Here is a 19,667-nt window from a genome sequence, read left to right as displayed (position 1 = left end):
TCAGTCCTCCCCCTGCCGCCGCAGCGCCGACGCGGGATCGCCGCGGCGCACCGCCGTGGCCAGTACCACCAGGAGCGGCACCACCAGCACCAGCGCCAGCAGTTCCACCGTCCGGCCGGCCGGCAGCTCGATCAGCAGGGCAGGCACCGGCCGGGACGCCTGCGTGGTCAGGACGATCAGCGGGGTCACCAGCCGGGTCAGCAGTTCGCCCAGCACCACCCCGACGACCAGCGAGATCAGCACCAGCAGGCCCTGCTCGGCGGCCACCACCCGGGCGAGTTTGCGGCGGGGGGCGCCCAGTGCGCGCAGCACCGCGAACTCGGGGTTGCGTTCCCTGATCGCGCCCGCTGACGAGACCGCGAACCCGACCGCGGCCAGCACCGCCGCCGCCACGACCGCCGCGGGCAGCGCCGACTGCGGGCCCGCGCCCAGCGGGTCGGCCCGCAGTTCACCGGTGATCTCGTCCGCCACCAGCAGGGTGTCGACATCGGTACGGGCGCGCAGGGCGCTCGCCACCCGGGCGGAGGCGCCGGGGGCGGTGGACACCCACCACTCGGTGGGTGCGACGGGCTGGGCGTCCCGCGCCTGCAGCTGCCGGTTCACCGCGCGCAGGTCGAGCAGGACGGCGCCCGCGTCCTTGCCGGTGGAGTCGTCCGCGGACTCGGTCGCCGCGTCGGAGGCGTCGGCACCGGAGAAGACGTCCGAGGCCCCGCCGACGAGATTGTCACCGGTGCCGGGGATGCCGCGCACGGCCGCCGTGATGTGCACCGGGAGGGTGATCCCGCTGAGCTGCACCTGCACGGTGTCGCCCGGCTTCGCGCCGTTGGCCTTGAGGAACGAGTCGGTGGCGATGCCCCGCAGTTTCGGCGGTTCCGGGGCCACGGCGTCCAGTTGGACGGTCACGTTCGGCGGCTGCTGCAAGGTGGGCCGGTCCAGCTTCAGGCCACCGGTGGTGTAGTCGACGCCCCAGAGCGAGGAACCGCCGGCCCGTGAGCCGGCCAGTGCGGGGGCCTTGAGGTCGGGCAGGCCCGCATAGCTGCTGTCGTCGAAGCTGATCCGGGGGGCCCACTGGCCGGTGGCGGTGGGCAGTGGCCGCACCGAGCCGTCCGCGTCGGTCACCTGGGCGGAGGAGACGGTCAGCCGGTGAGCGGTACTCGTCTCCGGCAGCGTGTAGGTCGCGCTGAGCCGGATCAGCCGCAGGGGTCCTGCGGGTGCGCCGCCCGCGGTGCCGACCTGGGAGGTGAGGTCGAGCACGACATGGTGCGGGGCGCCGTCCGGGGGCAGGTCGCCGACGGCGAGGTCGTACGGCACGCCCTCGGCGTCCAGGACGGTCGCGGTCAGTGTGTCGGGCGCGCCGCCGCCGGCCGGCCGGCCGTTCGCCCCGGTGGCCCGGAGCGCGGCGGTGAAGGTGACCTTGCGGGCGTCGCCGGGGAGCGGGAAGCCGTACGGGGAGGCCGCGCCGGCGGACCCGGCCGGCGGACCCGAGCTCCCCGACCCGTCCGTGCTCCCCGACCCGCTCGTGCCCCCCGACCCGTCCGACCCGCCCGTGCGCTCCGACCCGCTCGTGCCCGCTGATCCGGCTGCCCCGTCCGCCCCGTCCGCCCCGTCCGACGATCCCGCCCCCGCCGGGGCGGCGGCCGCCCGCGGCACCGTCCCCCCTTCCGTCCGCAGCGGCGCCAGCAGCTCCGCGATCGGCCGCCCCCCGGTCAGGTCCGGGCGGACCCGCATCGCCTCGCCCGCCTTCCGGGTGTCGATGATCAGGGCGGTCGCCTGCCGTTCCTGGCTCAACTGGAGCGGCTCGCGGGCCGCGGGGGCCGCCTCGGTGATGCCGGGCACCGACGCGTAGATGCCGGCCTGCCCGAACGGCGGCGTGGTCATCCCGGTGACCCGGATGTCGGAGCCGACCGCGTACCGCGCCTGGTCGCGCTGCGAGCGGTCCCAGCTGGCGCCCTGCCCGATCGCGAAGATGCCCATCGCCACGGCCAGCACCAGCAGCAGGACGGCGCCCGCACCGCGCCGGGGGCGGCGGGCGAGCTGCCAGCCGGCCAGCGCCAGGGCCAGGCCGCTGCCCCGCGCGGCACGCCGCTCGCCGAGCTTCGCGGCCAGCGGCAGCAGCCGCAGCACCAGCACGGTGCCGGCGAGCAGGCACAGCGCAGGCGCCGCCACCAGCACCGGGTCCACGCCGAGGCCGCCGCCGGTGGTCACGCTCAGCGTGCCGCTGCCGGACGACCGCCGATGCAGCTGCCAGAAGGCGACCCCGGCGACCACCAGCAGGCCGACGTCCGCGCCCGCCTGGACGGTGCCGGGCAGCGCGCCGCGCCGGGCGCGGGAGGCGCGCAGCGCGGTGTGCGACCCGGTGCCGCGCAGTGCGGGCGCGATGACCGCGAGCGCGCAGGCCAGCGCGACGATCCCGGAGACCAGCCAGGCCGCCCCCGGGTCGCCGTCGCCGAGCGAGGTGCCGGTCCTGGCCATCGCGCCGGTCCCGCCCAGCAGCCGCATGACCGGTCCGGCCAGCAGCGGGGCGGCGATCACTGCCGGCAGCGCGAGCAGCAGCGCCTCGCCGGCGGCCAGCCACGCCACCCGCTCCCGGGAGCCGCCGCGGGCCCGCAGCAGCGCGGTCTCGCCGGCCCGCTCCTCGGCGAGGAGCTGGGCGACCAGCAGCAGGGCGAAGGCGGCCAGGATGACCAGTTGCAGGGCGCCGATCAGCAGCGTGGAGCGGGTCACCAGCAGGCTGCGGCGCAGCGCGTCGAGCAGATCGGGCAGCCCGCTGGACGCCTGGGCGGCCGTGGTGGCGGGGTCGTCCTTGAAGGCCGCCACGGTCTGCCGTACGTCGTTCTCCAGGCGGTCCATCGAGCCGGTGGTGGCGGTACGGAAGTCGCCGGACGCCTGCCAGGCGACATTGTCGGCGGCCACCCGGCCGGAGCCGAAGGTGCCGTCGGCGACCAGCATCGGCCCGTAGGTGGTGAAGGCCAGGGTGTGGATGCCGCGGCCGTCGAGCGTGTCCAGCTGCCAGTAAGGGGAGGTGGCGTCGGCCGGGCGGTAGACGCCGGTGATCCGGATCCGCAGCGGTCGCCCGCCCAGCCGGTCGGCGAGCGTGACCGCCCGGCCGGGGCCGGTCTTGAGCGCGGTCGCCACCGCCTGGGGCACCGCTACCTGCACGTCGGCGGCGGACTTGGCGGCAGCCTGCGGCCAGCTGCCCGACACCAGCGTCATCCGCGCGCGGTCGAAGGTGGCCAGCAGGGTCAGATCCGGGTCGGTGCTCTTCGGGGAGCCCGGCGGGCGCAGCGCGAAGGGGAGGCCGAACGGGCCGGAGCGGGTGCTGGCGTCCACCGTCGCCGGCAGTCCGGCGAACGCCCCGCGCAGCCGGGCGCGTACCGCGGTGTCGAGGGGGCCGGGGTCGGTGCCCTGGACGCTCGCCTGCACCTCGATGGTGGACTGTGCGGCGGCCTGGTGCTGGAGGGTCCGGCGCAGTGCCGCGTCACCGATGGCACCGGTGAAGGTGGTGAAGGTGGCCAGCACGCAGGTGGTCAGGACGACGGTGAGCAGGGCGGCGGACAGGAGCAACCGGTGCGCGCGCACGCGCAACAGTACAAAACCGGCCACTGATGCTCCCCCGTCCTCTTACAGGGGGGATGCTCTCAAGCGGGACCCGATGGTGAACAGTGGGAGAGATTGTCGCAATACGATCGTGACCGACCGGTCCCCGGACACTCGGACGTCCGGGGACGTATGGCTGAAAACGGCCGCTAGCCCGGGGTGTTGACCATCGAAGCGGCCGCGTACACCAGGTAGTCCCACAGTTGATGCTCGTACGCGGGCTCCAGTGCCAGGTCGTCCACGGCGTCGCGCATGTGGCGCAGCCACGCGTCGTGCGCGGCTCGGTCGACGGTGAACGGGGCGTGCCGCATGCGCAGGCGGGGGTGGCCGCGCTCGTCGCTGTACGTCCGGGGGCCGCCCCAGTACTGGATCAGGAAGAGCGTCAGCCGCTCCTCGGCGGGGCCCAGGTCCTCCTCGGGGTACAGCGCGCGCAGCTCGGGGTCGTCCGCGACGCCTTCGTAGAAGCGGTGCACCAGTTTGCGGAACGTCGCCTCGCCGCCGACCAGCTCGTAGAACGTCGCTTGCGGGAGCGTGCCGTGCGGGATCTCAGTCACCCTTCTATGGTCGCAGACGGTCCGGCCGGGCAGCGGGGGCCCGGCACCATTGCGCCGCCCGTGGGAAACCGTCCCCGCCGCCCGGTCGTAGGACCGGCTCCGGGGGCGCACGATGGAGAGATGACCGCGGGCGTGGGCCAGGAGCGCTACCGGGCGGCCGCGGACGCGCTGCGGGCCCGGATGGTGCGGCGGATCGTGGCCGGGGGCGGCCTGACCGACCCGGCCTGGCGGGCCGCCTTCGCCGACGTGCCCCGGGACCTGTTCGTGGACCTCCCCGAGGACACCGACCACGGGAGCCGGCTGCGGCGGCTGGCCGGGGTGTACGCGGACCGGCCGATCGCGGTGCGGACGGTCGGCGGCGAGCTGGTCTCCTCCAGCAGCCAGCCGTCGCTGATGGCGCTGATGTGCCAGGCGCTGGACGTCGCCGACGGGCACCGGGTGCTGGAGATCGGCACCGGCACCGGCTACAACGCGGCGCTGCTCGCCCACCGCCTCGGCCCGGACGCGGTCACCACCGTGGACCTCGACCCGGAGCTGACCGGGGCCGCCCGCGCCCATCTGGACGCCTACGGCACCCCCGCGGCCCGCTCGGTGGCCGTGGTCACCGGTGACGGGGCGCTGGGCTACCGCGACCGGGCCCCGTACGACCGCGTCATGGCGACCTGCGACATGCCGGTGATCCCGGCCGCCTGGCTCGAACAGGTACGGCCCGGCGGTCTGATCCTGGCGCCCTTCGCGACCGGTCTGGTGGCACTGACGGTGAACGGGCCGGGGCAGGCCGAGGGGCGGTTTCTGGCCACCCCGGCGTACTTCGTCCCGCTGCGCGGCACCGCCGCCCGCGCACCGCGCGGCGGCATCGGCGAACGGCTCTTCGCCGACCGGACCGCGGACCGCACCCGTTACGGCCTCACGGTGGCGGACGGCCGCCAGTGGGTGTGGCGCGACGACCCGGCGGGTCCTGACCGCTGGGAGGTGTAGCGGAAGCCGGCCGCCCGCGAGCCGGTGTCAGGCCGCGGCGCCCCGAGCCGCGCCGCGGCCCCGGCGGCTCAGCCGATCGGCTCCCACACCGACGCGTCGTGCGCGAACAGGACCCGGCGCGGGTCGAACTCCAGCAGCCGCGCCGGCCAGGAGTCGGGCGGCGGCAGCGGTGGTACGGCGCCCTGCCCGACGGCGGTCACCGCCAGCCGGGCCGCGGCGAAGTCGGAGGCGGAGGCGTGGGTCTGCCCGGCCAGCACCACGGTGCCGTCCGGCTGCCCGACCACGAGCGACTGGTGGCCCGCGGTGTGTCCGGGGGTCGGCACGATCCACACCCCCGGCCGGATCTCCGCCTCCCCGGACAGCTCCTCGTAGCGCGCGCCGGGGAAGCCCACCAGCGCGTCGGGGGTGTGCTTGCCCGCCCGGACCAGCGCCATCTCCGCGGCCTGGACCATGATCGGGGTCGCCGGGAAGAGCGGGTTGCCGCCGATGTGGTCGAAGTGCAGATGGCAGTTGACCACCAGCGCGATCTCGGCAGGCGACGTACCGGCGGCGGCCAGCGCCTCCTGGAGCGGGCGGCGGTACGGCCGGTAGTGCGCGTCCGTCTCCGGGTCCGCGGCGCCGATCCCGGTGTCGAAGAGCAGCAACTCGCCCTGGTGGGCGACCAGATAGCCCAGCGCGGGCTCCACCCGTGGCTGTCCGTCAGCGGTCTCGGTGCCCGGCCGGACGAACCAGCCGAGATCCAGCCGGCGTACGGCCGTGTGCGCGCTCATCAGCACCTCCTGGGTGTCACGCCCGCTTGAGTGTGATCGTCGTCCACGCGCCCACGTGCACCCGGTCGCCCTCCATCAGCGGCACCGGGGTGTACGGGCGGATCGGGTCCTCGCCGAGGTTGACGGTGGTGCCGTTGGTGGAGTCCTGGTCGACCACGGACCAGGCGCCGTCGGGCTGCTGGACGAGGACCGCGTGCTTGTGCGAGACCCCGGGGTCCTCGGGCGAGCGGGACAGGTCGATGTCGGGGGCCTCGCCGGTGCTGTGCCGGCGGCGGCCGATGGTGATCTGGTTGCCGATCAGGGGCAGTCGGACCTGGGGGGAGTAGGCGGGGAAGTACAGGCTCTCCGCCTCGGGGCCGCTGCGGGCCATCATCGCGGTGAAGTACTCCCGGTCGGCGGCGATCACCGCGATCCACGCGGTACCCCGCTGCTCCGGCTCCTGCCGGGCCGGCCCGGACCCGGACGCAGGGCCGGACGGCGGCGGGATCAGATAGTCGCCGGAGCCCGAGGTGACCGACTCCGAAGGCAGCGGCTCGGCCGGGCGGTTGATCTCGGAGCGGGCCGACAGCGGGGACTCGTAGGCCGGCTGCTCGGCGACGGTGGGCGGGACCGCGGGCACCACAGGGCCCACGGGGGGCGCCGGCGTCACCGGCAGCACGGGGGAGACGGTCGCGGCGTGGGTGCGGAAGTTGTAGCGGCACTCCTCGCAGAAGAGCGCCATGCCCTCGCGCGGGGTGTGGCACTGCGGACACAGCTCCGCCACCACCGCGGTCGCCTCGACGTCGAAACCGGGCGGTGAGAAGGAGGTCGGCGGGGTCGAGGCGGGTGACGACGACGAGCTGGACGACGCGGGACGGGACCCGTAGGGCGGTGCGGGCGGCGCGGCCATCCGGATGCCGCAGACCTCGCACCAGTCGTCAGTGGTCGACTGATGGCCGTTCGGACACATCGGCATGGTGCCGGCTCCCCCTGCTTATTTCTTTACGCGTACGGTCTTTGTCGACCGCGTCTCCAAGGTCATCTCATCGGCGTCGGCGACCCTCGCCTTCAGCCGCACAGTACCGCTCGCCGCGTCCACCACGTCCACCACCTTCGCCAGCAGCTTGGCGGTGTCCTCGTTGCCCGAAGCACTGGCCAGCTGCACCGCCCGGCCCAGCTTGGCGGTCGCGCCGTCCATGTCGCCGGACTTGCGGGCCTCCAGGCCCTGCTGGATCACCTGGGCCAGCTCGGCCTGCCCGGTGTAGTGCGCGACCTGCGGGTTGATCCGGGTGGAGGCCGCCATGTCGTCGGTCCACACCGCCCGGACCAGGCCCTGGCCGAGCACCTGGGGCGTGCCGTCGGGCTGGGGCAGCACCAGCGACAGCCGGGCGGCGAGCATCTCCTGGCCGACGCCGGCGGCCGGCACCCGGACCGCCACGTGGTAGTCGCGGGACTCGTCGCCCCACGAACCGGTGGGGTAGTCGCCGGCCCGCGGACCGGCCTCGGTACGGCGGCCGGTGAGGTCCTCCACCGTCGGCGCCACCTGCTTGACGAAGGTGATCTCGGAGCCCTGCGGGGTCCACAGCCGCAGCGCCACGTCCGCGATCTCCTTGCCCATCGCGTTCTCCATCATCGCCTGGAAGTCGGCGGCCAGGCCCGCCGGGTCGGCGACGATGTCCACCGAGCCGAGCAGCGCGGAGGCGATGCCGGTCAGCTCCTTGACCTCCCAGTCGGTGCCGACCCCGCGGGCGTCACAGGTGAAGGAGCCCGCGCACTGGTCGAGCGCGGCCTGCAACTCCTCGGGCTTCTCGTGCTCGTTGCGGCCGTCGGTGAGCAGGATGCCGTGCCGTATCGACACGTTGCCCGCGCCGAGCAGCCGGTCGGCGAGCTTCAGCCAGGTGCCGATCGCGGTGCCGCCGCCCGCGGTGAGCTTGCGCAGCGCCTGCTTGGCCTGCGCCCGGGTGGCCGGATCGGCCACCGCAAGGCCGCCGTTGGCCGGGAAGACCTCCCGGGCCTGGTGGGTGCCGGCCACCACCGCGAAGGCCACGCCGTCGCGGATGGCGTCGATGGCGACCGCCGTGGCGTCCCGGGCGTTGCGCATCTTCGTCGGCGGGTACTCCATCGAGCCCGAGCAGTCCACCATGATCACCACACCCGCGCTGGCCGCTGCCGGGCTCTGCTGCAGCCGGGCGCCGGTCGTACCCCCGCCGGTCGAGGTGACCGTGACGATGGCGTTGACCTCGCGGCCCCCCTCGTGCAGGTACTCGTTCTGGTACACGTCGACCGAGAACTGCGGCACGTTCGACTTGGAAAGAATGGCCATCGCTACCCCCAACACTCCTTCGGACATCTGGTCCAGCCCACCCCCGGCTCCGCCGGACCGCGTCTCAGGCGGGTGGGAATCCTGCCCGTGAGACAGCGGCCGGGAACGGGAGAACCGCGACCGTTACGTTGTCGTGGCCGCCGCCGTCGAGCGCCACCCCCAGCAGGGTGCGGGCGCTGTGCAGCGGCCGGGTCCTGGCGTCGGCGGGAAGGACCTCGGCCATCTCCGCCGCCGACTCCGCGTAGTTCCACAGCCCGTCGGTGCACACCACGACGACCCCCGGGCTCTCCGGCTGGAAGGCGGCCACATGCGGGTCGACCTCCACCGCGTCGGCGCCGAGCCAGCCGGTGATGGCGTGCGCGCGGTCGTCGGCGTACGCCTCGGCCTCCGTCATCAGACCGGCCGCGACCATCCTGGCCGCCCACGAGTCGTCCTCGGTGAGGCGGGCCGGCGGCTGCGCGCGGTCGTCGGGGATCCAGTAGGCGCGGCTGTCGCCGATCCAGCCGACGGTGAAGACCGGGCCGATGACGACCGCACCGACGCAGGTGCAGGCCGGGGCGTTGTTCTGGTGCGGGCCCCCGCCGGGCAGCTTCTCCTCCTCGGCGAGCCGGGCCACCGCGTCGAAGGCGGCCAGCAGCGCGCCGCTCATCGCGTCCTCCGCGCTCGCCCCCCGCTCCAGCGCGGCCAGCAGGGACTCGCTGCCGGCCGCGGACGCGGCGGCCGAGGCGTCGTCCGGCCGGTAGGAGGTGGAGACGCCGTCGCACACCACGGCGGCCACCGCGGGGGTGCCGTCCGGCAGTGAGGCGGCGGCGACGGTGAAGGCGTCCTCGTTGCGGTGGTGCCGCAGGCCGCGGTCGCTGACCGCGGCCACGCCCTCCAGCTCCTGCTCCTGGTGGTCGCGCTGCCGCGGCTGGGCGTGCCCGCAGTGCTCGCAGTACCCGTCCTCGTCCACCCCGCCGACCCCGCAGGCCACGCAGACCGGCCCGCTCTCCCGCGCGGCCGGCTCCTCGCGCGGGTCCGACAGCCGTGCGGCCACCCCGAGCACCAGCGTGTCGCCCGAGCCCCCCTCGGGGGCGGCGACCAGCGGCGGCGGCAGGTGGAAGGAGTCGGTGCCGGCCGCGTCGGGCGCGGGCGGCCATACGAGGGCGGCGGCCTTGCCGGTGTCCGTGCCGGTGTCCGGGCCGGCACCCTCGGCGGCGGCGCCCCCGGCTGCCGGGCCGGGCGCGCTGCCGCCCGCCGGGCCGGGCACGCTGCCGTCTGCCGCGGGACCGGTCGGGGCAGGCTCCGCGGCCGGCGGCGGCGCCGACAGATCAAGACCGCAGCCCTCGCAGAAGAGGTCGTTCGCCCCCAGGTGCTCGCCGCAGGCGCGGCAGTTGCCGGGCGTGGACGCCTGCGGGGCGGCGGCGGAGGCCGAGTCGGGGAGTGGTGGCATCGGCTACACCCAGGTCCGGGGGCGGAAGCGGTTGGCGCGCTCCACCAGTTCGATCCGCTCGCTGCCCTGCTGGGCGAGTCTGGCCAGCACACGGTAGGAGCGTTCCAGGCCGAAGCGCAGGTCGCGCTCGGTGAGTTGGGCGCCGAGCACACCGCTGCGCGGCTGCCCGGCGGGTGCGCCGCCGGCGGGCTCACCGGTGCGGCCGGCGAGCACCCAGTCCAGCGCGCTGCCGAGCACCTCGGTGGCGAGCTGCTCGCGCCGGTCGGAGTCCAGGCCCTGCCGTTGCAGGTCCTCCACCTGCCGGGCGGCGGCGTGCAGGTCGCCCAGCAGTGGTTCCCGCGGCGAACGGTCCCGCAGCCGGGCCCTGATCGCCGCCACCCGGGCGGCGGTGTAGTGGATGGACGACTCCGGCACCGACTCCAGGGCCCGCACCGCCCCGGGCCGGTCGCCGGACTTCAGCAGCACCCGGGCGAGGCCGAAGGCGGCGCTCACATAGCTGTGGTCGGTGGTCCACACCAGCCGGTAGTACTCGGCGGCGTTGTCCAGCTGCCCCAGCACCTCGGCGCAGACACCCAGGGCCAGCTTGGGCGCGGGCTCGCCGGGGAAGGCGTCGTACACCCCGTCGAAGCTGAGCGCCGCCGTCTCGAAGTCGGCCGTGCACAGCGCGGCCAGCCCGCGGTGCCACACCACCCGCCAGTCGGCGTCGCTGTCCGCGGAGCCGGCGAGGGCGCTGAGCACCTGCTGGGCGCCGGCCGTGTCGCCGAGCTCCAGCCGGGCCCGTACCTCCCGCAGCCGCTTCTCCACCGAGTCCTCGGGCGCGAGCTGGAGCGCGGTGACCAGCTCGGCCGGCGCTGCGGCCGAAAGCCCGGCCAGGAAGCCCGCGTTGGGGTCGCCCGGGTCCACATGCGGTACGGGCAGGGCGAGGGCGGCGGCGGCCGGGTCGAGCCGGGAGACCACCGCGCGGGCGGGCGAACCGCCGCCTGGGCCCGCCTGTCCGGGCAGCACCGGCGGCGGCCCGAAGGTCCCGGGCAGTGCCGCGGCGGCGCCGTTCGGGCCGGCCGCAAGGGGCGCGGCCCCCGCCTTGTCCCGTCTGCGGGCCGCTTTCTCCAGCGCGCGGTCCGCACCGAGCGCCGAGGTGTCACCGGCCACCGGACGGACCAACTCGGTGTCGACCACCCGCAGTTCGGGGCCGAAGAGGGTGGACAGGGCCGGCCGCGGCTGGCCGGTCTCCAGCGCCACCACCTCGCGCAGCACCCCGAGCAGCTGGTCGGCCATCTCCTCGGCGGAGGCGAACCGCTTGCCCGGATCGGGGTCGGTGGCGCGGACCAGCAGCCGGTAGAAGGACTCGTAGCGGGTGAACACCTCGATGCTGCCCGGGTCGGGCAGGCTGTCCGCGAAGACGTTGGTGTAGCCCTGGAAGTCGAAGGTCAGCACGGCCAGTGTGCGGGCGACGGTGTAGAGGTCGGAGGCCACCGACGGGCCGGCCTCGGCGACTTCGGGGGCCTGGTAGCCGACCGTCCCGTAGATCGCCGACTCGGTGTCGTCCATCCGCCGGACCGCGCCCATGTCGATGAGTTCGAGGCGGTCGCCGGTCTGGATCGCGTTGTCCACCTTGAAGTCGCAGTAGAGCAGGTTGCGGCTGTGCAGGTGGCCGAGCGCCTCCAGCGCCTCGATGGCGAAGGCGATGGCCTGCGCGACCGGCAGCGGCTCGCGCTTGCCGTCCGGCGTGCGCCGCTCGTTGGCGATCTCCTTGAGCGACTTGCCGCCGACGTAGGCCATCACGATGTAGCCGTCGAGGGTGCCGGTGCGCTGGTCGAGGTGTTCGACGAAGTTGTAGATGCGGACGATGTTGGGGTGCTCGATCTCGGCGAGGAACCGCCGCTCCGAGACCGCCGCGGCGAGCGCGTCCTCGTCCCCGGTGTCCAGCAGGCCCTTGAGCACCACCCAGCGGTTGGAGACCGCGCGGTCCACCGCCAGGTAGATCCAGCCGAGGCCGCCGTGCGCCAGGCAGCCCACCACGTGGTACTGCCCGTGCACCACGTCGCCGGCCTGCAGCTTGGGCGAGAAGGAGTACGGGTGGCCGCACTTGGAGCAGAAGCCCTCGGTACGTCCTGGCCGGTCGCCGCGGCTGCGGCCGACCGGGGCGCCGCAGTCGCCCTTGCTGCAGAACCGCTTGCGCTCGGGCACCTCGGGGTTCTCCAGCACCGCGGCGGCCGGGTCGGGCCGCGGGATGGGCGGTACCGAGACCAGCCCGGCACCCAGCTTGCCCCGGGTGGGGCCGCTGGTGGTGCCGCGCGAGCTGCGGACCGACACCGAGCGGCCGGAGGCGGCGCCGGTCAGCGACTGCGAGAGCCGCCCGGACACCGAACGCTTGGACGCCTGGGAGGTGGACCGTGAGGAGCGCGACGAATGACCCGAGGCGGACCGGCCGGACTCCCCGCCGGCCCGCGCGGACGGCACGGCGGGCGCCGGAGCACCCCCGGCGGCGCCGCCCGAAGCTGTGCCCGCTGTGCCCGCTGTGCCCGCCGCGCCCGCTGACACCACGGACGCCGGCGCGGCGGCCGGCAGCGGCGACAGCCCGCAGGTGTCGCAGTACAGCTCGCCGCTGCCCATGTCTTCCAAGGTCCCGCCACAGCCGGGCCGTTGGCACTTGCTCACGGTCTCCCCCTCAGCCTTTCCCTGCCTGTTGTCCGACGTGCCCGGCGTGTCCGACGTGTCCGACGCGGCGCCCGGCGTGCCGCCCGGCCCGCCTCCCGCCGTCCGGCACCGCCCGGCCTGCCGTCCCGCACCGCCGCCGCGGTCATCCCGGCCCCCGGCGGTCGGTCGGGGTGCGCGGCGCACTGATCTCCGCGACCGCCTGCTGGTAGCGCTGCACGGTACGGTCGGCCGCCGCCAGATCGCACGGCGCGCTCCACAGCAGCCTGCGCGCCTGGTCGTACCGCTCGATCAGCACCGGGTCCTCGGCCATCCCGAGCCTGGCCACCTTCGCCCGGTAGGCGTCGAGCCGGCCGCGCAGCTCCGCGCGTACCGCGAGCGGGGCGGTCACCGCGGTCAGCGAGTCGCGGGCGCGCAGGAGTTCGTCGTCGGAGCTCTCCTCCAGGCGGTCAAGCAGCGGCGACAGCCGGTGCCACTGCGCGGTCCTGGCGAACTCCTCGGCGACCGCCAGCTGTTCGTGCAGCGCCGCGGCCGGGCCGCTGACCGCCGGCACGTCGGAGGCGAGGATCTTGGAGAGCACCTCGACCCGGGCGCTGCGGGCCTCGGTGAGCGTGCGGTCGGCCCGGGAGAGCACATCGCGCAGCCGCTTCAGCCGGTCCTCGGCGTCGTCCCGTACGTGCAGCACTGCCTCCACCTCGCGGCGGATCTCCTCCAGCCGCCGGCCTGCCCGGTCGTAGCCCGAGGTGTCGGGCCGCCCGGGGGCGGGCGCGGCCTGCCAGAAGGCGAGCGGATCGGAGACCGTACGGGCCCGCAGCTCGGCCAGCTCCCCGATCAGCGCCTCCAGTTCGTCCCCGCTGGGGTGCGCGCCCGGCCGCACACCGACCGAGTGGGCCAGCGACCGCACCCGCTGCGTCTCGGCCGCCAGCAGGTCTATCCGGGCGGGCAGCGCCGACCAGACCGAGTCGGCGGCGGCCACCGTCTCCATGGCCCGGTCGTACCAGCCGTTCATCCGTGCCAGCAGCTGCTCCAGGCTGAGCCGCTCGGTGAGCCGGGCCGGACCGGTCAGCGAACGGGCGTGGTCGGGCACCTCCGCGCCGGTGACGGTGACGCCTTCGCCCCGCAACAGCTCGGTCAGCTGCGTGAGTTCGGTCTGGGTGGGCCAGCGCCTGCGGGCCCGCAGCTCACGGGCGGCGGTCAGCGCGTCGGTGTACGCCTCGAAGTGCGCCCACAGCGTCGAGATCGCCGCGTCCGTCGCCGCCCAGCGCTCCTTGGTGAGGCCGGTGAGCTGCGCGCCCTCCAGCAGCCTGCGGCCGGAGTGGTCCTGGAGGGCGAACAGCGACGACTCGATGGCTTCGTGCTCGGCGCCGAGCCGCGCCAGCGCACGGTCCACGTCCTCCCGGCCCATGACCGGGCCGGATGCTCCCGCGACCGCCATCACACCTTCTTCCTGTGCGTCTGCCCCTGCGTCCGCCGGTTTCCGCCGTCTGCCGCCGTCAGTGCCGTGCTACCGCTCCTTGTACTTCGCGGGCGGCGGCCCGCTGATGCCCGGCAGGTCGGCGGCGAGCCAGTGCTGGTACGAGGCCATCCACCGGCTGTCCGCGCCACCCGCCTCATAGGCGGCCAGTACCCGGTTGACCCGGCGGACCAGATCGGGGTGTCCCTTCTGCATGGCCACACCGTACGGCTCCCGGGTGACGGGTATCCCCACAAGGTGCATGGAGGGGTCCTGTGCCGCCTGCCCGGCGGCCAGCGCGTTGTCGGTGAACACCGCGTCGGCGAGCCCGAGTTGCACCCTGACCAGGCAGTCGAGCTGGTTCTCCACCGGCATGACGGTGGCGCCGAACCGCTGGGCGTCGGACTCCTTGGTGCCGCCACCGGTGCCGGTGAGGCGGGTCAGACCGGTCGAACCCGACGCCGCGCAGACCGTCTTGCCGCGCAGGGTGCCGTTGTAGCCGGTGATCGCCGAACCGTCGGGCACCAGCAGCTGCTGTCCGGCGGTGAAGTACGCGGTGGAGAAGTCGGCCTGGGCCAGGCGGTCGCAGGTGATGCTCACCGTGCGCACCACCATGTCCACGGTGCCGTCGTCGAGCCGGTCGAACCGCTTGGCGGTGGGCACGGTCAGATACTGCACCTTCGCGTCCGGGCCGAGGATGTCGGTGGCGATGGCCTTGACGATGTCGATGTCGAAACCGGCCAGCTGACCGGTGGCCGGGTCGCGGAAACCCCACAGGTAGCTGTTCTGGTCGATGCCGACCCGCAGCCGGCCGCGCTTGACGATGGCCTGCACGGCGGCGCCGTCGGTGCTGCCGAGGCCGGGGTCGAGGCTCGCCTCGGGGGTGTCGCAGGCCGAGGTGGAGGCGTACCGGGCCGAGACGGCCGGTCCCTGCACCCGTACCGCCCCGCCGGCGTGCCGGCCGCCGCCGTGTCCGTGCAGCGGGGCCACCGCCGAGGTGAGGGCCAGTGCGCAGGCCACCGCCATCGCCGCTACGCCGCCCCAGCCGCGCCAACTGCCGTTCACCGTACGTCCCGTTCCCGTGCCTCGGTTGTGCCGCTCGGTCATCGCGCTCACCGGTACTCCGACAGGCGGCGCCCGATGCCGAGCGCCGCGCCCGCCGCCGCGAGCACCGCGAGCGCCGCCGCGCCGGCCGGCAGCAGCGACATCGCGCCGCGGCCGTCGTCCGCCGCCCGCTGGAACTCCGTGTGCTCCTGGTCCACGGCCGCGTTCAGGTCGGCGTCGACCTTCTCGAAGCACTCGCCGGTGGTGTCGGTGACCGTCCTGCCGCTGCTGTCCTTGCCGCCGATGACCAGGGCCACCGCGGTCGTGTAGTCGCCCTTGTCGTCCGCGGCCCGGGCCGCGGTGTGCCGGGCCCGCCATGTCCGCATGCTCGACGCGGCGGCCTTGAGCGGCTCGCTGCCCGCGCTGCTGTCGGCCAGCGCCAGCGCCTGGGCGAGTTCGCCGCCGGTGCTCCGGGGGTCCTTGCCGGCCAGTCGCACCATCTCGCCGTTGAAGTCGTCCTCGTAGCTGTCACCCGAACCGCGGGCCACCAGCGTGAGGTTCTCGTTGCCGCGGGCCTGGAGCACCCCGATCCGGGCGTTGTTGAGCACTTGCAGCGACTCGGCGCCGTGCGTGTAGGAGTCCGAGAGCTTGGCGCGGGCCACCGTGTGCCCGGCGACCAGCCAGACCAGCACGATCGCGCAGGCCGCGCTGGCGGCCAGCATGCCCTGGTTGAACACCCGGTTGGTGCGCCGGTAGTGGCGGCGCTGGGCCCACACCAGGGTGGCCAGCACCAGGGCGCCGAGCACCCAGGCGCCCCAGGGCAGGGCCTTGGCGTCGGCGTAGTCGCGGTTCAGCCGGTCGTTCTCGATCCGGTAGAGCTCACCCGCGGTCGCCAGCAGGCCGCCCTTCTTCTGCATCTGCTCGTCGGCGTAGCGCAGGTAGGCGCCGCCGAGCGGCAGGCCCTGCCGGTTGTCGGCCTGCGCGGTGGACACCAGGCCGGTGTAGTACGGCAGTTGCTCGTTGAGCTTGGTGAGCTGGGCGCGGGCTTCCCGGGAGTCGTCGCCGCTCGCCGCGGCCTGGGTGATCAGACCGGCCGCCTGGGTGATGTCCTGCTGGTAGAGCTCGGCGACGGACGGCGGCTCCTGGCCGCCGGCCAGGAAGCCGCCCGAGACGCGGGCGTCGGCGTCGGCGAGCAGGCGGTAGATCTCGGCGGCGTCGGCGCTCAACGGGGCGCTGTGGTGGAGCACATGGTCGGCCGCGGTGGAGCGGTCGGTGATCTGCCAGGCGGTGACGGCGCCGAACGCGACGACGAGGACGGCCAGGGCGGCGCCGATCAGCCGCAGCCTGCCCGGCTCGGTGGTCGCGGCGGTACGCAGCCGGAGGGTGGTCTCCACCCAGGCCCTGCGCCGGGGCGCGGCGGCCCGCGGCTCCGGCACGTCCGGCTTCGCGCCCTGTGTCGGCGTGTACGTCACCTAACCTCCCCCAGCGGACCCGCTCTGCGCGGGGTCACCCAGCAGTATGGCTGCCGCGGCCGGCGCGGTTCCAGCTCACCGGGGTTCTCCCCGGGCCCCTGCCAGGTCACACGCGCCCACCCGTGTGTTCGGTTCCCGTCCGATGAGCTGCCCGGCGGCCGTGCCGGAAGGCTCTCGGCCTTCCGGCACGGCCGCCGGGGGGAGTTACGCGTAATGCGCCCGCAGGCGTGACCGTGCCTGCGGCGGAGCGCCGACGTGGTCGAGGCCGAGCAGGGCCGCGCCCAGCACCGGGGGCGCCGTCACCACGTGCGGACGGGCCTTGGGGGCGCGGGCGGTGAGCCGCTCGGTGATCGCGTCCATCAGGTACGGGTTGCGCGCCGCCATCACCCCGCCGCCGAGCACCACATCGGCCTCCTCGTCGAGCAGGCCGAGCCGGCCGAGGGCCACCGTGGCCAGTGCCACGATCTCCTCGGCCTGCCGGTCGAGCAGCGAACGGGCCACCGCGTCACCGGCGTCCGAGGTCGCGAAGAGCACCGGTGTGAGCTCGTAGCGGCGCGGCGCCGGGATCGTCTCCAGGTGCAGCGCCTCGATGAGTTCGTACATCGAGCCGAGCCCGAAGTGCCCGGGCAGCGTACGGGCCAGCGCGGTGGGCCCGCCGCGGCCGTCCTCGGCGCGGGCGGCGTGGAAGAGGGCCTCCTCCGCCAGGCCCGAACCGCCGCCCCAGTCCCCGGAGATCTTCCCTATCGCCGGGAAGCGGGCGGTGCGCCCGTCCGGCAGCATGCCCACGCAGTTGATGCCGGCGCCGCACACCACGGCCACGCCGCGCGGCTCGTCGACGCCGGCCCGCAGTATCGCGAAGGTGTCGTTGCGCACCTCAGTGCTGCGGGACCAGCCGTACGCGTGTACGGCGGCTGCCAACTGCCGCTCCTCGACAGGGAGATCGGCGTTGGCCAGGCAGGCCGAGGTGTGTTCTGCCAGGGGTACGGGCGGCGTCCCTCCGCCCGTCGGAAAACCCGCGTCGGCCGCCGCGCGCTCCACGATCCGCGCGAGGGCCGACACCGCGGCCCCGATCCCGACGACCGGCGGCTGGAAGCCGCCGCCGCGAGCGGCGCCGAGCACCGTCCCGTCGGCGGCGACCAGCGCCACGTCGGTCTTGCTGTTGCCCGCGTCGACGGCGAGTACGCCGCCGGGGACGAGTGGCTGGGGATGCTTCCCGGGCGGCGCGCCCTGGGGGAGGTTCAGGCCCACGCCAGGTGCTCCCGGTTGTGCGCGATCAGCCGGTCGGTCAGCGCCTCGGCGTACTCGTACTGGCCGATCAGCGGGTGCGACAGCAGCGCGGAGAAGACCCGGTCCCGGCCGCCGCGCAGCGCCGCCTCCAGCGCCAGGTCCTCGTAGGCGGTGACATTGGCCACCAGGCCCGCGTAGAGCGGCTCCAGCGGCGCCACCGGCAGCGGCTCGGCGCCTTCCGCGCCCACCACGGCCGGCACCTCGATCACCGCGTCGTCGGCGAGGAACGGCAGGGTGCCGTTGTTGTACGTGTTGACCACCTGGACATCACCGGTGTTGCGCAGCAGCGAGGAGGCCAGGGCGACCGCCGCCTCGGAGTAGTACGCGCCGCCCCGCTTGGCGAGCAGTTCCGGCTTCTCGTCCAGCCGCGGATCGCCGTACATCTCCAGCAGCTGCTTCTCCATCGCCGCCACCTGCGAGGCCCGCGAGGGGGTGGTCCGCAGCTCGCGGACCACCTCGTCGTGGGCGTAGAAGTACCGCAGGTAGTACGACGGGACCACGCCGAGGCGGTCCAGGATCTCGCGCGGCAGGTGCAGGTCGGCGGCGATGTCGTCGGTGTGCTCGGCGAGCAGCTTCGGCAGCATGTTCTCGCCGTCCGGGCCGCCGAGCCGCACCCCGCGCTCCCAGGTCAGGTGGTTGAGGCCGACATGGTCCAGGTGCACCTGCTCGGGCCGCACATCGAGCATCGCGGCGAACTTCCGCTGGAAGCCGATCGCCACGTTGCACAGCCCGACCGCCTTGTGGCCGGCCTGCAGCAGCGCCCGGGTCATGATCCCCACCGGGTTGGTGAAGTCGATGATCCACGCGTCCGGCGCCGCCCTGCGCACCCGCTCGGCGATGTCCAGCACCACCGGCACCGTACGCAGCGCCTTGGCCAGACCACCCGCGCCGGTGGTCTCCTGTCCGACGCAGCCGCACTCCAGCGGCCAGGTCTCGTCCTGGTTCCTGGCCGCCTGGCCGCCGACGCGCAGCTGCAGCAGCACCGCGTCGGCGCCTTCCACCCCTGCCTCCAGGTCGGCGGTGGTGACGATCCGGCCGGGGTGCCCCTGCCGGGCGAAGATCCGCCGGGCCAGTCCGCCCACCAGCTCCAGCCGGTCGGCGGCCGGATCGACCAGCACCAGCTCCTCGACCGGCAGGGTGTCGCGCAACCGCGCGAATCCGTCGATGAGTTCGGGTGTGTATGTGGACCCGCCGCCCACGACTGCCAGTTTCATCCCTTGACTCCCGTCAGGGTCACGCCTTCGATGAAGGCCTTTTGCGCGAAGAAGAAGACCACGATCACCGGGGCCATCACGAGAACGGTGGCCGCCATGGTCAGATTCCAGTTGGTGTGGTGGGCGCCCTTGAAGGACTCCAATCCGTAGCTGAGGGTCCACGCCGCCGGGTTGGAGCTGGCGTAGATCTGCGGGCCGAAGTAGTCGTTCCAGCAGGAGAAGAACTGGAAGAGCGCGACGGCGGCGATGGCCGGCCGGATCATCGGCACGATGACCGTGATCAGGGTGCGCAGTTCACCGCAGCCGTCGACCCGGGCGGCCTCGGTGTACTCCTTGGGGATGGTCAGCAGGAACTGGCGGAGCAGGAAGATGGTGAAGGCGTCGCCGAAGGCCATCGGGATGATCAGCGGCCAGAGCGTGCCGTCCATGCCCATCTGCTTGGTCCAGAACAGGTACATCGGGATGATCACCACCTGCGGCGGCAGCATCATCGTGGAGATCACCAGGATCATCACCAGATTGCGCCCGCGGAAGCGGAACTTGGCGAGCGCGTAGGCCACCGGCAGCGAGGAGACGATGGTCAAGGCCGTGCCGCCGACCGCGTAGAGCAGGGTGTTGCGCCACCAGGTGAGGAAGCCCGGGGTGTCCCAGACGGTACGGAAGTTGGACCACTGCCAGGTGTGCGGCCACAGATCGCGGGTGAGCGCCTGGCTGTCGCTCATCACCGCGGTGAGCAGGACGAAGACGAACGGCAGGATGAAGAAGGCGGCGGCCACGATGCCGAGGGAGTGCACCGCGATCCAGTTGAGGGTCCGCTTGCGCCGCGCGGTGCGCGCGGCCTGGCCGTCGGTGCGGTAGCCGGTGCCGGCGGCCGGTTCGGTGAGTGTCGCTTGGGTCATGTGGATCAGT

General features: G+C 74.3%; 14 protein-coding genes. 1 reads left to right on the top strand and 13 read right to left on the bottom strand.

Annotated features, from left to right (window positions below; all coding sequences use genetic code 11):
* Both OG552_RS12085 and OG552_RS12080 read right to left on the bottom strand, forming a co-directional pair.
* Window positions 1–3,579, bottom strand: coding sequence for an ABC transporter permease (locus OG552_RS12085; protein ID WP_329132114.1), 3,579 nt, complete (start codon window positions 3,577–3,579; stop codon window positions 1–3).
* Between the two features lie 167 nt (window positions 3,580–3,746).
* Window positions 3,747–4,151: a globin gene (locus OG552_RS12080; RefSeq protein ID WP_329132112.1), complete on the bottom strand. Its 405-nt coding sequence runs from the start codon at window positions 4,149–4,151 to the stop codon at window positions 3,747–3,749.
* Window positions 4,152–4,271: 120 nt separating this feature from the next.
* On the opposite strand from OG552_RS12080, the gene OG552_RS12075 reads away from it, so the two are divergent.
* Window positions 4,272–5,129: a methyltransferase domain-containing protein gene (locus OG552_RS12075; protein ID WP_329132110.1), complete on the top strand. Its 858-nt coding sequence runs from the start codon at window positions 4,272–4,274 to the stop codon at window positions 5,127–5,129.
* A gap of 68 nt (window positions 5,130–5,197) precedes the next feature.
* Here OG552_RS12075 and OG552_RS12070 read toward each other — a convergent pair whose 3' ends face one another.
* From OG552_RS12070 to OG552_RS12020, 11 genes are all read right to left on the bottom strand, one after another.
* Window positions 5,198–5,899, bottom strand: coding sequence for an MBL fold metallo-hydrolase (locus tag OG552_RS12070; RefSeq protein WP_329132108.1), 702 nt, complete (start codon window positions 5,897–5,899; stop codon window positions 5,198–5,200).
* Window positions 5,900–5,915: 16 nt separating this feature from the next.
* Window positions 5,916–6,854, bottom strand: a complete 939-nt coding sequence (locus OG552_RS12065) for an FHA domain-containing protein (RefSeq protein WP_329132106.1) — start codon at window positions 6,852–6,854, stop codon at window positions 5,916–5,918.
* Between the two features lie 18 nt (window positions 6,855–6,872).
* Window positions 6,873–8,201: a vWA domain-containing protein gene (locus OG552_RS12060; protein ID WP_329132105.1), complete on the bottom strand. Its 1,329-nt coding sequence runs from the start codon at window positions 8,199–8,201 to the stop codon at window positions 6,873–6,875.
* A 64-nt stretch (window positions 8,202–8,265) separates the two neighbouring features.
* The gene (locus OG552_RS12055) at window positions 8,266–9,633 is read right to left on the bottom strand and encodes a PP2C family protein-serine/threonine phosphatase (RefSeq protein ID WP_329132103.1); all 1,368 of its coding nucleotides are present in this window, start codon (window positions 9,631–9,633) and stop codon (window positions 8,266–8,268) included.
* 3 nt (window positions 9,634–9,636) lie between these two features.
* Entirely contained in the window at window positions 9,637–12,246 is a 2,610-nt protein-coding gene (locus OG552_RS12050) for a serine/threonine-protein kinase (protein WP_329132101.1), read from the bottom strand.
* Window positions 12,247–12,433: 187 nt separating this feature from the next.
* Window positions 12,434–13,723 carry a hypothetical protein gene (locus tag OG552_RS12045; RefSeq protein ID WP_329132099.1) on the bottom strand — a complete coding sequence of 430 codons (1,290 nt, stop codon included), beginning with the start codon at window positions 13,721–13,723 and terminating at the stop codon, window positions 12,434–12,436.
* Window positions 13,724–13,792: 69 nt separating this feature from the next.
* Complete coding sequence (locus tag OG552_RS12040) at window positions 13,793–14,848, bottom strand: glutamate ABC transporter substrate-binding protein (protein WP_329140750.1); 1,056 nt, start codon at window positions 14,846–14,848, stop codon at window positions 13,793–13,795.
* Between the two features lie 5 nt (window positions 14,849–14,853).
* Complete coding sequence (locus OG552_RS12035; protein WP_329132097.1) at window positions 14,854–16,257, bottom strand: hypothetical protein; 1,404 nt, start codon at window positions 16,255–16,257, stop codon at window positions 14,854–14,856.
* A 204-nt stretch (window positions 16,258–16,461) separates the two neighbouring features.
* Window positions 16,462–17,499: an N-acetylglucosamine kinase gene (locus OG552_RS12030; RefSeq protein ID WP_329140748.1), complete on the bottom strand. Its 1,038-nt coding sequence runs from the start codon at window positions 17,497–17,499 to the stop codon at window positions 16,462–16,464.
* Window positions 17,496–18,758, bottom strand: coding sequence for a 6-phospho-beta-glucosidase (locus OG552_RS12025; protein WP_329132095.1), 1,263 nt, complete (start codon window positions 18,756–18,758; stop codon window positions 17,496–17,498). The genes OG552_RS12030 and OG552_RS12025 overlap by 4 nt, the downstream gene beginning before the upstream one ends.
* Window positions 18,755–19,657 carry a carbohydrate ABC transporter permease gene (locus OG552_RS12020; RefSeq protein WP_329132093.1) on the bottom strand — a complete coding sequence of 301 codons (903 nt, stop codon included), beginning with the start codon at window positions 19,655–19,657 and terminating at the stop codon, window positions 18,755–18,757. Before OG552_RS12020 ends, OG552_RS12025 begins: the two co-directional genes overlap by 4 nt.
* Between the last annotated feature and the right edge of the window lie 10 nt (window positions 19,658–19,667).

It is taken from the genome of Streptomyces sp. NBC_01476 (genome assembly GCF_036227265.1).
Taxonomy (GTDB): Bacteria; Actinomycetota; Actinomycetes; order Streptomycetales; family Streptomycetaceae; genus Actinacidiphila.
The sequence above is the reverse complement of the archived record's forward strand: the minus strand, read 5'-3'. Positions and strand labels throughout refer to the sequence as shown.